We start from the raw sequence: 14,323 nt of genomic DNA, 5'->3' as shown, positions 1-14,323 counted from the left end.
CCGGGCCCCGCCGGTCCACCGGTCACCACAACATCGCTACCCTCCGGTTTGTGGGCCTCCTACAGGCGCGGGGAGGCGCCGCCACCCGAACGGAGGCCGGGACGCGGGGCGCGTACAGCACGGTTCTGTACTGCCTGCCCACCAAATCGCATGCGACGTTGTACGAAACCGACATCGGTGCGGGGCGCCTCGCACACGTACCGTCGAGGCATGACCACTGTCGAAGATCTGCCCGCCGGCGCCAACGACGCCCGCGGGCGCGTCGCCGAGCTGCACGCCATCCGCGAGCAGGTCCGGCGAGGACCCAGCGAGCGGGCGACCGAAGCACAGCGTGCCAAGGGCAAGCTGACGGCGCGCGAGCGGATCGAGCTGCTGCTGGACGAGGGTTCGTTCAACGAGGTCGAGCCGCTGCGGCGGCACCGGGCGACGGGCTTCGGCCTGGAGGCCAAGAAGCCCTACACCGACGGCGTGATCACCGGCTGGGGCACCGTGCACGGCCGGACCGTGTTCACCTACGCGCACGACTTCCGGATCTTCGGCGGCGCGCTGGGCGAGGCCCACGCCACCAAGATCCACAAGATCATGGACATGGCCATCCAGGCCGGTGCGCCGCTGGTGTCGCTCAACGACGGCGCCGGTGCCCGTATCCAGGAGGGCGTCTCGGCGCTGGCCGGCTACGGCGGCATCTTCCAGCGCAACACCAAGGCCTCCGGTGTCATCCCGCAGATCTCGGTCATGCTCGGCCCCTGCGCCGGCGGCGCGGCCTACAGCCCCGCCCTGACCGACTTCGTCTTCATGGTCCGCGAGACCTCGCAGATGTTCATCACCGGCCCCGACGTGGTGCGCGCGGTGACCGGCGAGGAGATCACCCAGAACGGCCTCGGCGGCGCCGACGTGCACGCCGAGACCTCCGGCGTGTGCCACTTCGCCTACGACGACGAGGCCACCTGCCTGGAGGAGGTCCGCTACCTCCTCTCGCTGCTGCCGGCGAACAACCGGGAGAACCCGCCGTCGGTGCCCTGCGAGGACCCCGCCGACCGCTCCGGTGACGCACTGCTGGACCTGGTCCCGGCCGACGGCAACCGCCCGTACGACATGCGCAAGGTCATCGAGGAGATCGTCGACGACGGCGAGTTCCTGGAGGTCCACGAGCGCTGGGCGACCAACATCATCTGCGCGCTGTCCCGGCTCGACGGCCGGGTCGTGGGCATCATCGCCAACCAGCCGCAGTCCCTGGCCGGTGTCCTGGACATCGAGGCGTCCGAGAAGTCGGCCCGCTTCGTCCAGATGTGCGACGCCTTCAACATCCCCATCGTCACCCTGCTGGACGTCCCCGGCTTCCTGCCCGGCGTCGACCAGGAGCACGGCGGCATCATCCGGCACGGCGCCAAGCTGCTCTACGCCTACTGCAACGCCACCGTCCCCCGGATCTCCCTCGTGCTGCGCAAGGCCTACGGCGGCGCCTACATCGTCATGGACTCGCAGTCCATCGGCGCCGACCTGACCTACGCCTGGCCCACCAACGAGATCGCGGTGATGGGCGCCGAGGGTGCGGCCAACGTCATCTTCCGCAAGCAGATCGCCGAGGCGGACGACTCCGAGGCCATGCGGGTGCGCATGGTCAAGGAGTACAAGTCCGAGCTGATGCACCCGTATTACGCGGCCGAGCGCGGCCTGGTCGACGACGTCATCGACCCGGCCGAGACCCGCCACACGCTCATCCGGGCCCTGGAGATGCTGCGCACCAAGCATGCGGACCTGCCGGCCCGTAAGCACGGCAACCCGCCCCAGTAGCCACACCCGCACCCGCTCTCGGCACCACGCCCACCGCGACGACGGAGAACACACCGTGAATCCTGCCCACCGCACCGACTCCATCCGCGTGGAGAAGGGCCAGGCCAGCGAGGAAGAACTCGCCGCCCTGACCGCCGTCCTCCTGGCCCGCGCCGCCCACCGGCCGGCCGCCGCCGCCCCGTCCCGCCCGCACGCCACCGCCGCGCGGTGGCGGCGTCTGGAGCGGCAGGGTGGCTTTCATGGGGCTACCAGCTGGCAGCGGTAGCGCTTCGCTGATTTTGCCGACCAGGGGCCCCGTGTGGTGCGGGGTCCCTTTCGTCTGCCTGCGGGCCCGGTTGTGGCTGGGCACGCAGTTCCCCGCACCCCTTTGGGGCGCCGTTGCGCGCCGGTCTGCGGTGTCGTCGGTTGGTTTGTGGGGGCTGGTGCCTTTGCGGGGGCGGTGAGTGCCGCGGGGGCCGGAGGGGACGCACCCCCGCAGCGATGAGGCGCACCGGGCCTCAGCCAAAGGCAAACCCGCGCCCCCATGAGGCATATACCGCCCAACACCCCGTCAACCAGGGTGATATGGCGCCTCATCACTTTTCGGACGCGGTATTCCGGTTTGGCAGGTGGTGTCCGGATCAAGGCGTAGGTTCGCCCCAACCATGCGGAGCAGAGCTGTTCAAGCCGCTCTGCCCGTGCTGGCATGCGCTCGTCAATCCACTCCTGGCGTTCCCGCACCGCGGGTCCTAGGACGACCGGAAGGAAAGCCCATGCTCAGCACGCTCAGTGCTGGTGCCGCCGTGGCATCGTTGCTCCTCGCCGGATCGGCATCCCCCACCACCGCCCACCGGTTCGGCGACGACCCGCCGAGCGGGAAGATCACCATTACCGTCGCCACGGTCAACGGCTCGGGCTGCAGACCCGGCAGCGCCGCCGTGGCCATCGCCCCCGACAACACGGCGTTCACCGTCACGTACAGCGAGTACCTCGCCCAGGCGGGCGCCGGCAGCAAGCCGACCGACTCCCGCAAGAACTGCCAGATCGCGCTGAACGTGCACGTTCCGCAGGGCTTCACCTACGCGGTCGCCCGGGCCGACTACCGGGGCTACGCGTCCCTGGCCCGGGGCGCCAGAGGGCTGGAGCAGGCGGGCTACTACTTCCAGGGCCAGCAGCAGACGGCCCGTAAGAGCCACACCTTCGTCGGCCCCTACGACTCCAACTGGCAGACCTCGGACGAGACCGACGTCGACGCCCTGGTGTACGCCCCCTGTGGCGAGGAGCGCTACTTCAACATCAACACCGAGATGAGGGTGGACGCCAAGTCGGCGGACCCCAAGGCCACCAGCTACATGGCCATGGACTCCACCGACGGCAGCATCAACACGGTGTACCACTTCGCCTGGAAGGAGTGCCCCGCGCGCAAGTGAGCCCCGCCGCCGGCCCCGGGCCCGTACGGCGCCGCGTACGGGCCCTGAGGCCGGGTACGACGAAGGCCCCCGCACCAAGGAGGTGTGGGGGCCTTTCGTCGTACGGCGCGTGCGGGCACGCGTCCCGTGGGCCGCTTGGCGCGGCCTCAGCGCAGGCGGGCCATCAGCGCGTGCTCCACGAGCGTGATGAGCGCGCTCTTGGCCTCGCTGCGGTGCCGGGCATCGGTCGTGATGATCGGCGCGTCCGGGCCGATCTGCAGCGCCTCACGCACCTCGTCCGGCGTGTACGGCTGGTGGCCGTCGAAGCCGTTGAGGGCGATGACGAACGGCAGGCCGCTGTTCTCGAAGTAGTCGACCGCGGGGAAGCAGTCGGCGAGACGCCGGGTGTCGACCAGTACCACGGCGCCGATGGCACCGCGGACCAGGTCGTCCCACATGAACCAGAAACGGTCCTGGCCCGGCGTACCGAAGAGGTACAGGATCAGGTCCTGGTCCAGGGTGATCCGGCCGAAGTCCATCGCCACGGTCGTGGTCGTCTTGTCCGGCGCGTGCGTGAGGTCGTCGATCCCCGCCGAAGCGGAAGTCATCACGGCTTCGGTACGCAGCGGATTGATCTCTGAGACGGCCCCGACGAACGTGGTCTTGCCCACGCCGAAGCCGCCCGCCACCACGATTTTCGCGGAGGTGGTGGAGCGGGCTGCACCGCTAGAGCTTGCGAAGTCCACTGAGCACCCTTTCGAGCAGTGTCACATCTGGCTGTCCGCCGGCGGTCTCGTCCCCGCCGGGCTGATGGATGGCGACGAGTCCGGCCTCCGCCAGGTCGGCGACGAGGATCCGGGCGACGCCGAGGGGGATGGAGAGAAGCGCGGAGATCTCGGCAACTGACTTGATCTCGCGGCAGAGGTGGCAGATGCGCTGGTGCTCCGGCAGCTGGCCCTGCATCTTCGCGGGGTCGGCGGTCGTGCTGACCAGCGCCTCGATGGCGAGCTGGTAGCGCGGCCTGGTCCGGCCTCCGGTCATGGCGTACGGGCGCACGAGCGGGTTGTTCGAGCCCGTGGGGGAGGGCTCGGGCGCGCGCCGCTGCGGCTGCACCGGCTGGATGCGCGGTGCCTGCGGCTGGTCGTACACCGATGGCTCGTACGGCTGGGAGCCGTACGGCCGGGGCTGCTGCTGCGGGGGCCGCTGCGGCCGGCGGCTCGGCGCAGACGGGAAGTTGAAGCGGTTGTTATGGGTTTCGCCCACAGGCCCGGACTGCTGTCCGGAACCATACGGGTATCCGCTCGGGGGCGTTGCCACGTCTCCTCCTCCAACTTGCCTGTCTGACGCCGGTCGCGCCACCGAACCATAAGGCGCGGTGGCGGGAAACGCACTGCCTGTCTTTTAGTTGAGAAGGCTGCCCTGCAGTTCGGCACGCAGATCCGGCGTCAGTACCGTGCCCGCGCGGTCGACCAGCAGAGCCATCTCGTAGCCGACCAGACCGATGTCGCACTCGGGGTGTGCGAGCACGGCCAGCGACGATCCGTCCGAGACGGACATGATGAAGAGGAAGCCGCGCTCCATCTCCACCACGGTCTGGTTGACGCTCCCGCCCTCGAAGATGCGGGACGCGCCGGAGGTCAGCGAGGTGAGGCCGGAGGCCACCGCCGCCAACTGATCGGCTCTGTCACGAGGGAAACCCTCGGACATGGCAAGGAGCAGCCCGTCCGCGGAGACCACGACCGTGTGGGACACCCCGGGGGTGTTGTCCACGAAGTTGGTGATCAACCAGTTCAGATTCTGCGCCGCCTGGCTCATCGGGCTCACACTAACGCTCCTGATCGTAGGTGCTGCCGGGGCCGAAGCCCTGTTGGTCATTCTGGGGGACCCCGGAGGGGTCCGTGCCGACGTTGCGTCCCTGCTGGACACCGCGGCGCAGGTTACTCAGCCTGCCGCGGACGTCCTCCGGGGCGCGGGAGACCTGGGGGCCGCCCTGCGGCGTCTGCTCCGCGGCACCTTCGACCAGGTTGGCCTTGGGCACCCGCCGGGGGAGACCGGAGGAGGTGACTCCGCCCGCCTTCGGCTCGCGCAGCCGCTCCGCCCTCTCCCAGCGATCATCGTTGGAGCTGCGCCAGTCGGAGCCGTCCTGGCCGGTCTCCGGCGCGCTCCGCTGCTGCTGCACCTGCGGTGCCTGCTGGTCGCGGCCTCCGCGGCGCGGAAGGCCGGCGTCCGTCAGCGACGGGGCGTCGCTCGGTGTGGGGCCCGGACGCTCGAATGGTACGCGCTCGGGGGCGTCAGCGGGAGCGGCAGTGGTATTCCGGTCGGATTCCGCTTCCGTCCCGAAGTAGCCCTCGAAGGCAGGGCGTTCGGGCCAGTCGTCCGACGGTCCCGCTTCGCGGGAGACAAAGGGCTGCTGGCCCGTGGTCTCGGCGAAGCTCCCCTCGCCGAACGCCTGGTGGCCCTGGGACCGGTCGTCGTAGAGCGGTTGATCGGCTTCCGCATATGCCTGGGACGGGTAGTCCTGGTAGGCACCGGGGGATTCCTGGTAGCCACCGGCGGACTGCACCTCGTCACGGAAGAGCGGACGCTCGCCGCCCTCGGCGGCCTGCTCACCGCCCGTCTGGGCCTCCAGGGCTGCCCGGCGCTCCTCGCGGAGCAGCGAGCGGCCCATCATGTCCAGATCCGCGCCGTCCGTACGGCCGTAGCGGCTGTCGTCGAAGCCCAGCTCGGCGGCGGTGCGCTGATGGGACTCGTACGACGCCTGCTGGTGCTCCGGAACGATCCGGGAGACCGTGAAGTCGGCATCGTAGTCGGCGGCGTGCTCCTCGCCGCCACCACCGTGGGTGATCGCCTCGGGCAGCATGACCAGGGACGTGGTGCCCGCCTGCTCGCCGGAGGGGCGCAGCTGCACCCGGATCCCGTGCCGGTCGGCCAGCCGGCCGACCACGAACAGGCCCATGCGCTGGGAGATCGCGGCATCCACGCTCGGCGGGTTGGCCAGCTTGTGGTTGATGTCCGCGAAGTCCTCGGGGGTGAGCCCGATGCCCTTGTCGTGGATCTCGATCATCACCCGGCCGTCGGGCAGCCGGGTCGCGGCGACCCGCACCTTGGTCTGCGGCGAGGAGAACGTGGTGGCGTTCTCCAGCAGCTCGGACAGCAGGTGCACGAGGTCGGTCACGGCGGTGCCGTGGATCTCGCTCTCGGGGACGCCGGTGAGTTCTATTCGCTCGTAGGACTCGACCTCGGAGATCGCCGCCCGCAGGACGTCGACCAGCGGCACCGGCTGGTTCCAGCGCCGGCCGGGCTCCTCGCCCGCGAGGATGAGGAGGTTTTCGCCGTTGCGCCGCATACGCGTGGCGAGGTGGTCGAGCCGGAAGAGGTTCTCCAGCTGGTCCGGGTCCGCCTCGTTGTTCTCCAGGTCGGTGATCAGCTCCAGCTGGCGCTCGATCAGACCCTGGTTGCGGCTGGAAAGGTTGGTGAAGATCGCGTTGACGTTGCCCCGCAGCAGGGCCTGTTCGGCGGCGAGCCGGACGGCCTCGCGGTGCACCTGGTCGAAGGCGCGGGCGACCTCGCCGATCTCGTCGGTGGTGGCGATCGGGATCGGCTGCACCCGGGTGTCGACCCGGCCCGGGTCGGTCCGCGAGAGCTGGTCGACCAGCATCGGCAGCCGCTGCTCGGCGATGCCGAAGGCGGCGGTCCGCAGCTGGCGCATGTTCCGGCTCATCCGGCGGGCCATCAGGCCGGCCACCACGAAGGCGATGATCAGCGCGGCCAGCACGATGCCGGAGTCGACGAAGGTGGACTGCCGGGCGTCCTCGGAGATCTGGGCCGCCTCGTTCACGGCCTTGTTCGCCAGGTCCTTCTCGATGGACCGGTACATGTCGAACTTGCCGGTCGCAGCCGCGAAGTAGCTGTCCGAGGTGACGCCGCGCGCGCCCAGCGTCTCGGGCGCCGCGCCGGTGCCGATCAGGGTGCCCATCTGGTCGATCGACGGCGGGGTGCGGAACGGCCGGCCGGCGGCCTGTGCCTGCGCCTTTGCACGTGCGATCTTCTGCTGCGCGGCCTGCTTGAGCGCGCCGGCGTCCTTGGTCAGCCGCTCGACGTCCTCGGGCGTGCCGCCGGAGGTGTACTCGCCGATGGCGATGCCCTCCAGGTAGCGGTACGACGCGAAGGCGGTCAGCTGCAGCTTGTGCTCCTTGCCGCCCTGCGGGGTCGCCGGGTCCACCAGGAGGTGGGTGCCGATGGAGCGCTCGAGGGACTCGGCGGCCTTGGCCAGCGCGATGGCGTAGACCGTACGGCCGTAGGAGGTGATGTTGCCGGTGCCCAGGCCGAGTTCGTTGGCGAACTCCATCAGCGGGTGCTGGACCTCGACATAGCCCTCTTCGGTCTGCACACCGTGCAGCCGGGAGGTGTAGGCGGCCTGACGCAGCTTCTGGAGCTTGGGCTCGACCTTCTCGAACGCGGCGAGACGGCGGTTGAGGCCCGGCTTGTCCGGAACGGTCTTGGCGGCCTGGTGGAAGGCGTCGGCGGCGGCGTCGGTGGTGTCCCGCGCCTGCTGGACGACGGGGTCGTCCTTCTTGCCCTTCAGCAGCGGCGCCGCGGTGCGGTCGCGCTCGTCGATCAGGGCGGTGCTGTAGGAGAGCGCGGCGCGCACCAGCTTCGCGGTGTTCTCCGCGTCCTGCGCTTCCTGCCAGGTGCCGAACGAGCTGTCCACGCGCAGACCGCCGAAGACCAGGGCGAGCAGCACGGGGATCAGCAGAATGGCGTTCAGGCGGGTCGCCACGCGCCAGTTGCGCGGGGAGTACTTACCGCCACTGACCGGAGGCTTCGCGGCCGGATTTTCGGGCGCGTCGGAAGCCGGTAGGCCACCTCTGGGTGGCGGGGTGAAGTTGCCCCGCCGCGGTTCCTGCGGCTCAGGGCTCGCCTTGCTTCGCCTCACTCGACCAACAACCTCTCGGCGCCGGCACTGATTTGCTGTGCCGTTTCTTCTGGGCGTTCCTACTCCGGAGTTTCAGCGAATTTCAGCACGTCAGGGCGGTGCGTTCCAAACACTGGGTAAAGCCGGAGCGGGGCCGAAAGGGCCTGAGATAAAAGGGGCGTTAAGGGCGAGCGGCGCCAAAATGCAGGAGATCTGTGAGCGCAGCGAAGCCGGGCATGCGCGCGGGGTGTCGAAAGCCCGCTGATTCACTGTCGAAACGTTATGAAGCAAATTTGATGGCGTGTCGAAGGACACAGATCCACTCACGGATGCCGGGAACCCGGCCTGGGCAGGGGGCCACGCCCCGCCGGTGACAACTGCCCTGCGGCCCGCTCCCGGTGCGGGAGCGGGCCGCCTGAGCGCTACTGCAGCCGGGCCATCAGCGCATGCTCCACGAGCGTGATGAGCGCGCTCTTGGCCTCGCTGCGGTGCCGGGCGTCGGTCGTGATGATCGGGGCCCCCGGGCCGATCTGCAGCGCCTCACGCACCTCGTCCGGCGTGTAGGGCTGATACCCCTCGAAACCGTTGAGGGCGACGACGAACGGCAGACCGCTGTTCTCGAAGTAGTCGACCGCGGCGAAGCAGTCGGCGAGACGCCGGGTGTCGACCAGCACCACGGCACCGATGGCACCGCGGACCAGGTCGTCCCACATGAACCAGAAGCGGTCCTGGCCCGGCGTACCGAAGAGGTACAGGATCAGGTCCTGGTCCAGGGTGATCCGGCCGAAGTCCATCGCCACGGTCGTCGTGGTCTTGTCCTGGACGTGGCTGAGGTCGTCGATCCCCGCCGAGGCGGAGGTCATCACGGCCTCCGTGCGCAGCGGATTGATCTCTGAGACGGCCCCGACGAACGTGGTCTTGCCCACGCCGAAGCCGCCCGCCACCACGATCTTGGCGGAGGTGGTGGCGCGGGTGGCGTTCCCGTCGGAGCTGCTGTCAGAGCTTGCGAAGTCCACTGAGCACCCTCTCGAGCAAGGTCACGTCCGGTGTACCGCCGGCCTCACCGCTGCCGCCGGGCTGGTGGATCGCCACCATGCCGGCCTCTGCCAGGTCCGCGACCAGAATCCGCGCCACACCCAGCGGGATGTGGAGCAGCGCGGAGACCTCGGCAACCGACTTCACCTCACGGCACAGGTGGCAGATCCGCTGGTGCTCGGGCAGCAGCCCGGGCAGCTGAGAGGGGTCGGCGGTCGTGCTGACCAGCGCCTCTATGGCGAGCTGGTAGCGCGGCCTGGTCCGGCCTCCGGTCATGGCGTACGGGCGCACCAGCGGCTGGTCACCTTCGCTCCCGTACGGCGCTTGGCTGTAGGCGCCGTACGGGCCGGAAGTGGCAGGTGGCGGGGTCATGGGTCCTCCGGGCGGGACAACTGACGTGTCGTCGGGTTGGGCCGGTGGGGGGTGCGGCACACGGGTGGTTGGGTGCTGAACGGTGCGGCGCTGCGGGCGCCGCTTCAGTGCAGCAGGCTGCCCTGCAGTTCGGCGCGCAGATCGGGCGTCAGGACCGTGCCCGCGCGATCGACCAGCAGCGCCATTTCGTAGCCGACCAGGCCGATGTCGCACTCGGGGTGCGCCAGAACGGCCAGCGACGATCCGTCGGAGACGGACATGATGAAGAGGAACCCCCGCTCCATCTCCACAACGGTCTGGTTCACCGTCCCGCCCTCGAAGATGCGGGACGCGCCGGAGGTCAGCGAGGTCAGGCCGGAGGCCACCGCCGCCAACTGATCGGCACGGTCGCGGGGGAAGCCTTCGGACATCGCGAGGAGCAGTCCGTCCGCGGAGACCACCACCGTGTGCGACACCCCGGGGGTGTTGTCCACGAAGTTGGTGATCAACCAGTTCAGGTTCTGCGCCGCCTGGCTCATCGGACTCAACTAACGCTCCTGCTGGTGTGTGGGATCGACAATGCCGTGATTGCCGGTGGACGACGTCCCGGCCTGCCGGCCTTGCTGGATACCCCGACGGAGATTGGTCAGCCGTCCCCGCACATCGCCGGGCGCACGCGAGACCTGCGGACCGCTCTGGGTGGGCTGCTGTTGCGCGGTGCCCGCGACGAGGTTCGCGCGCGGCACCCGGCGGGGCAGCCCCGAGGTGGTGATGCCGCCCGCGGCGGGCTGGCGGATCTGCTCCGCCTGCCGCCAGGTCTCGTCGTTCGGCGAGCTGCGCCACTGCGCGGCCTCGGCGGGCGCCGCGTTGCGGGCGCCGTTGACCGGTGCCTCGCCGCGGGCGCCACCGCGTGCCTCGCCGTCCTGGGCGGATCCGCGGCGCGGCAGCCGCGGGGCCTCGGGCTCGGCGTCACCCTGGGGCGTCACCCCGGCAGCGGCGGCCGCGGGGGTGTTGAACCAGTTGGACTCGATGGTGTCGAAGATCGGCGTACGGCCGTCGCCGGGACCGGCGTCCGCGTTGCCGAGCACATCGGCGGACGGCGCACCGCCCTCCTGCGGCTGCGGCGCCGGGAACTGCCCGGTGCCCTGCGACTCGTCGGCGTACCCACCGCGGTCGGCGTCCGGCCGCTGGTACTGGCCGGTGTTGCTGTCAGGTCGCTCGTACTGGCCGGTGTCGCTGTCGGGCCGCTGGTACTGGCCGGTGTCGCTGCCGGGCCGCTCGTATGCGCCGGTGGTGCTGCCGGGCTGCTCGTACTGCCCGGTGTCACTGCCGGACTGCGGGAACCGGCCTGTCTCGTACTGGCCGGTGTCGTACCGCCCGGCGTCGTACTGCTCCGTCTCGTACCGGCCCGTCTCGCGCTGACCCGCGCCGGGCCGGCCCGTCCCGGTCTCCGGCACGGCGAACTGCCCGGTGCCGTCGGGCTCGTTGCCCGCGCCCCGGCCGGCCGGACGCGCGCCGGGCCGGCCGCGTCCGCCCTGGGAGCCGTCCGCGGCGGGCGGCGGCCCGTTGAAGTCGGGACGGGCGAACGCCGCGGTGTCACCGGGGCCGCCGCCCGGCGCGGGCCGCTCGAAGCTGCCGGTGCTCTCCGGCTCCTCGTGCCCACGGGGCCGGTCCTGCGCCTCGCGGGGCGTCAGCGGCCAGTCGTCGGAGCCGCCGCGCTCACGGCGCGCACCCCAGCTCGTACCGCCCGGCTGCGCAGTGCCCTGGCCGCCCTGGCCGCCGGCCGGCGAACCGCCCGGCAGTTCGGCAGCGGGATTCCGGGCCGGCAGCTGCGGACGCTCCTCATGGCGCGGTGCGCCGGTGGGCGGCGCCACGGTGGGCGCCGGGCCGTTGTCCGCGCCGCGGGTGGGCAGCGAGGGACGCGATTCGCCGGGGCGGCCGGCGACCGGGCGGGCGTCGCCGCCGCGCGCCGGGGCGCCGGGCGCGCCGGGAGGCGCCGTACGGCCGGCCGGTGCCGGGGCACCGAAGGCGTTCGGCGTACCGCCGCCGGGCCCGCCGCGGCCGGGCAGCGCGGGGCGCCCGCCGGCCGAGGGGCCCGAGCCGACCTGTCCGCGCGGCTGCAGCCCGGCGAGCCGGCTGGACTGCCCGCCGCCGTGGTCGCCGCCGGCCTTGGCGTTGCTCGGCGCCGGCTTCTTGCCGCCCTGGGCGACATCGACCGGCAGCATGACCAGCGCGGTGGTGCCGCCGGAGTCGGAGGGCCGCAGCTGGATACGGATGCCGTGGCGCAGCGACAGCCGGCCGACCACGAACAGACCCATCCGCCGGGACACCGAGACGTCCACGGTCGGCGGGCTGGCCAGCCGCTCGTTGATCGCCGACAGGTCCTCGGGGGACAGGCCGATACCGGTGTCGTGGATCTCGACCAGCACCCGCCCGTCGGGCAGCGCGTGACCGGTGACCTTGACCTTGGTCTGCGGGGAGGAGAACGAGGTGGCGTTCTCCAGCAGCTCGGCGAGGAGGTGCACGAGGTCGTTGACGACCCGGCCCGCGACCTCGGTCTGCGGAACGGCGTTGAGCTCGATCCGCTCGTACTGCTCCACCTCGGAGGCGGCGGCACGGAGCACGTCGACCAGCGGCACCGGCCGCGTCCACCGGCGCCCCGGCTCCTCACCCGCGAGGACCAGGAGGTTCTCGCCGTTACGGCGCATACGGGTCGCGAGGTGGTCGAGCTTGAAGAGGGAGGACAGCTGGTCCGGGTCGGCCTCGCGGGACTCCAGTTCGGAGATCAGCGAGAGCTGACGCTGGATGAGGCCCTGCGAACGGCGCGAGAGGTTGGTGAACATCGCGTTGACGTTGCCCCGCAGCAGCGCCTGCTCGGAGGCGAGGCGGACCGCCTCGCGGTGCACGTCGTCGAAGGCTGCGGCCACCCGGCCGATCTCGTCCCGGCTGTGCACACCGACCGACTGGACGGAGGTGTCCACGTCCTGCGGGTCGGACTCGGACAGCTGCTTGACGAGCTCGGGCAGCCGGTCCTGGGCGACCTTCTGCGCGGTGTCCTGCAGCCGGCGCAGCGAGCGGACCATGGACCGGGCCACGACGAACGCGCCGACCAGCGAGACGCCGAGGACGAGCAGGATCAGCGCACCGCTGATGATCGCGGACTGGGTGGCCTCGTTGCGCAGCTCACGGGACTTCTGCTCCATCTCCGAGAGCAGCGTGGTCTCGATCCGGGACATCTCGTCGATCTTGACGGTGTCGGAGTCGTACCAGTCGAGGTAGCGGTAGTCCTGGCTGCGGATGCCGGAGCCGCTGGCGAAGGCGCGGTGGGCGAAGGCGACCGCGGCCTTGATCTCGTCGTTGTTGCCGTCCAGGCCGCGGGTGAGCGCGCCGGCGTTGTTGGTGTAGATCTGCGAGAAGCGGTCGCGGGCCGCCTTCTCGCTGTCCTCGGCGTTACGGCCGGCCAGCCGGTCGTTGGAGGACAGCTCGGGGCCGCCCCGGTGGGCGAGACCGGCACTGACCAGGGCGCGCTGGATCGACGCATACTCCTTGGCCGACGAGAACGCCGCCAGCGCACGGGTACTGCGGATCATCTCCGGGTTGCTGGTCGCCTGCGCCATGTCCTGGGACAGCGAGAGCAGCGAGTTGATCAGCTGGTTGTAGCTGGTGACGGTCCGCGCGGAGTTGTCGTCGTCCTTGTAGGCGTTGGCGCGGATCTCGTTGAGGGTGTTGAGCTGGCGGCCGATCTCCAGGACGGTCGCCCGGACACCGGCCATCGTGGCGTCCTGGCCCTGGATGTCGCCGGTGGCCTGGTTGAACGACAGCTTGGCGCGGTCGGTTGCCTCACGGGGCGCGACGACGTTCGCGTCGTCCTTGGAGTTGCCGCTGCCGGCCAGCGGACCGGCCGACTTGTCCCGCTCGACCTGCAGCGCGTCGGCGAGCTCGGTCGCCTGCCGGGTCATCTCGGTGAGCAGCTGCATCTTGTCGAGCTGGTCGATGTTCTCCATCGACGTGCCGATGCGCATACCGCCCAGCGTGGTCGCGGCGACCACGGGAAGCGCGAGCAGGGACACCAGGCGGGTGCTGATGCGCCAGTTGCGCAACGCTATTCGCGAACCGGGGCCCCCGGCACCCTTCGGCGCCTTGGCCTTACCGCTGTCCGCGGCGTCATTGCCCGGCGCCTGACCGCCTCCGTCGACGGGCAGAGTGCCCCCCGCGGAACCGCTGCTCTGGGCGCGCTGGGGCGAGGAGGCGCGGTCTGTCCCGCCGCGCAGCTCCGGGTCCGCCGCAGCGCTGCCATCCCTCTTGAAACGTCCCTGCACTAGCGTCGCAACCTCTGGACCAGGCGTCCCACCTCGGCGGGACGGTGTCGAGTCGTATGGGGGACCGCTGAGTCCCCCATGGCGGTCGTGAGTGACCGGCGGGCTGCTCTCTCTGGCCGAGAGAGCGGCACCACCGCGCGGCGCTACGTTGCGCCCTGCGCGCCGGCTGAAACGTGCGGCGGTCCGTGGAATTCCAGCACAGTGCAGGATCTCCAACAAGAGCGGAACCGCGCACTGTGACGTGGGTGACGCAATGTACGGAGCGCGTCACGACTTGTAGAACGTACCCCTGTGCATAACGGACGTTTGCCCGCGAGTCGTTCGCCCGCAGCGGCTGTCCCAGGTGCGGTGATCGGGAGCGGAACGTGCAGTTCAATCCGCCATTGTCCGTTTCGCCCGGGGATGTTGATCATGGGAAATGTGGCATTTGTCGCACAGTTCGTGAGCAAACTCACAGGAAGATCATTGAGTTTCCCAGCACTTCGCAGGGAATAGCGTGCATAGCCTGACGCTTTACACAG

General features: G+C 70.5%; 11 protein-coding genes. 3 read left to right on the top strand and 8 right to left on the bottom strand.

The window, feature by feature from the left end; genetic code table 11:
- Positions 1 to 210 precede the first annotated feature (210 nt).
- From ABZ851_RS18880 to ABZ851_RS18870, 3 genes are all read left to right on the top strand, one after another.
- Entirely contained in the window at positions 211 to 1,794 is a 1,584-nt protein-coding gene (locus ABZ851_RS18880; protein WP_088800235.1) for an acyl-CoA carboxylase subunit beta, read from the top strand.
- A gap of 55 nt (positions 1,795 to 1,849) precedes the next feature.
- Positions 1,850 to 2,059: an acyl-CoA carboxylase epsilon subunit gene (locus ABZ851_RS18875; protein WP_129294023.1), complete on the top strand. Its 210-nt coding sequence runs from the start codon at positions 1,850 to 1,852 to the stop codon at positions 2,057 to 2,059.
- Between the two features lie 487 nt (positions 2,060 to 2,546).
- Positions 2,547 to 3,203: a DUF4360 domain-containing protein gene (locus ABZ851_RS18870; protein ID WP_361128584.1), complete on the top strand. Its 657-nt coding sequence runs from the start codon at positions 2,547 to 2,549 to the stop codon at positions 3,201 to 3,203.
- Between the two features lie 146 nt (positions 3,204 to 3,349).
- Here the strand turns inward: ABZ851_RS18870 and ABZ851_RS18865 are convergent, their stop codons facing one another.
- From ABZ851_RS18865 to ABZ851_RS18830, 8 genes are all read right to left on the bottom strand, one after another.
- Entirely contained in the window at positions 3,350 to 3,928 is a 579-nt protein-coding gene (locus ABZ851_RS18865; RefSeq protein WP_073447656.1) for an ATP/GTP-binding protein, read from the bottom strand.
- On the bottom strand, positions 3,909 to 4,445 hold the full coding sequence (locus ABZ851_RS18860; protein WP_361128581.1) for a DUF742 domain-containing protein: 537 nt from the start codon (positions 4,443 to 4,445) through the stop codon (positions 3,909 to 3,911). Before ABZ851_RS18860 ends, ABZ851_RS18865 begins: the two co-directional genes overlap by 20 nt.
- 138 nt (positions 4,446 to 4,583) lie before the next feature.
- The gene (locus tag ABZ851_RS18855; protein WP_018087204.1) at positions 4,584 to 4,997 is read right to left on the bottom strand and encodes a roadblock/LC7 domain-containing protein; all 414 of its coding nucleotides are present in this window, start codon (positions 4,995 to 4,997) and stop codon (positions 4,584 to 4,586) included.
- 10 nt (positions 4,998 to 5,007) lie between these two features.
- The gene (locus tag ABZ851_RS18850) at positions 5,008 to 8,118 is read right to left on the bottom strand and encodes a nitrate- and nitrite sensing domain-containing protein (RefSeq protein ID WP_361128578.1); all 3,111 of its coding nucleotides are present in this window, start codon (positions 8,116 to 8,118) and stop codon (positions 5,008 to 5,010) included.
- Positions 8,119 to 8,519: 401 nt separating this feature from the next.
- Positions 8,520 to 9,113, bottom strand: a complete 594-nt coding sequence (locus tag ABZ851_RS18845) for an ATP/GTP-binding protein (RefSeq protein WP_129294020.1) — start codon at positions 9,111 to 9,113, stop codon at positions 8,520 to 8,522.
- Positions 9,094 to 9,504 carry a DUF742 domain-containing protein gene (locus tag ABZ851_RS18840; protein WP_030087818.1) on the bottom strand — a complete coding sequence of 137 codons (411 nt, stop codon included), beginning with the start codon at positions 9,502 to 9,504 and terminating at the stop codon, positions 9,094 to 9,096. Before ABZ851_RS18840 ends, ABZ851_RS18845 begins: the two co-directional genes overlap by 20 nt.
- A 104-nt stretch (positions 9,505 to 9,608) precedes the next feature.
- Positions 9,609 to 10,022 carry a roadblock/LC7 domain-containing protein gene (locus tag ABZ851_RS18835; RefSeq protein WP_018087200.1) on the bottom strand — a complete coding sequence of 138 codons (414 nt, stop codon included), beginning with the start codon at positions 10,020 to 10,022 and terminating at the stop codon, positions 9,609 to 9,611.
- Between the two features lie 9 nt (positions 10,023 to 10,031).
- Positions 10,032 to 13,802, bottom strand: coding sequence for a nitrate- and nitrite sensing domain-containing protein (locus tag ABZ851_RS18830; protein ID WP_361128574.1), 3,771 nt, complete (start codon positions 13,800 to 13,802; stop codon positions 10,032 to 10,034).
- Between the last annotated feature and the right edge of the window lie 521 nt (positions 13,803 to 14,323).

The organism is Streptomyces sp. NPDC047049 (assembly GCF_040643995.1).
Classification (GTDB): Bacteria; Actinomycetota; Actinomycetes; order Streptomycetales; family Streptomycetaceae; genus Streptomyces; species Streptomyces mooreae.
The sequence above is the reverse complement of the archived record's forward strand: the minus strand, read 5'-3'. Positions and strand labels throughout refer to the sequence as shown.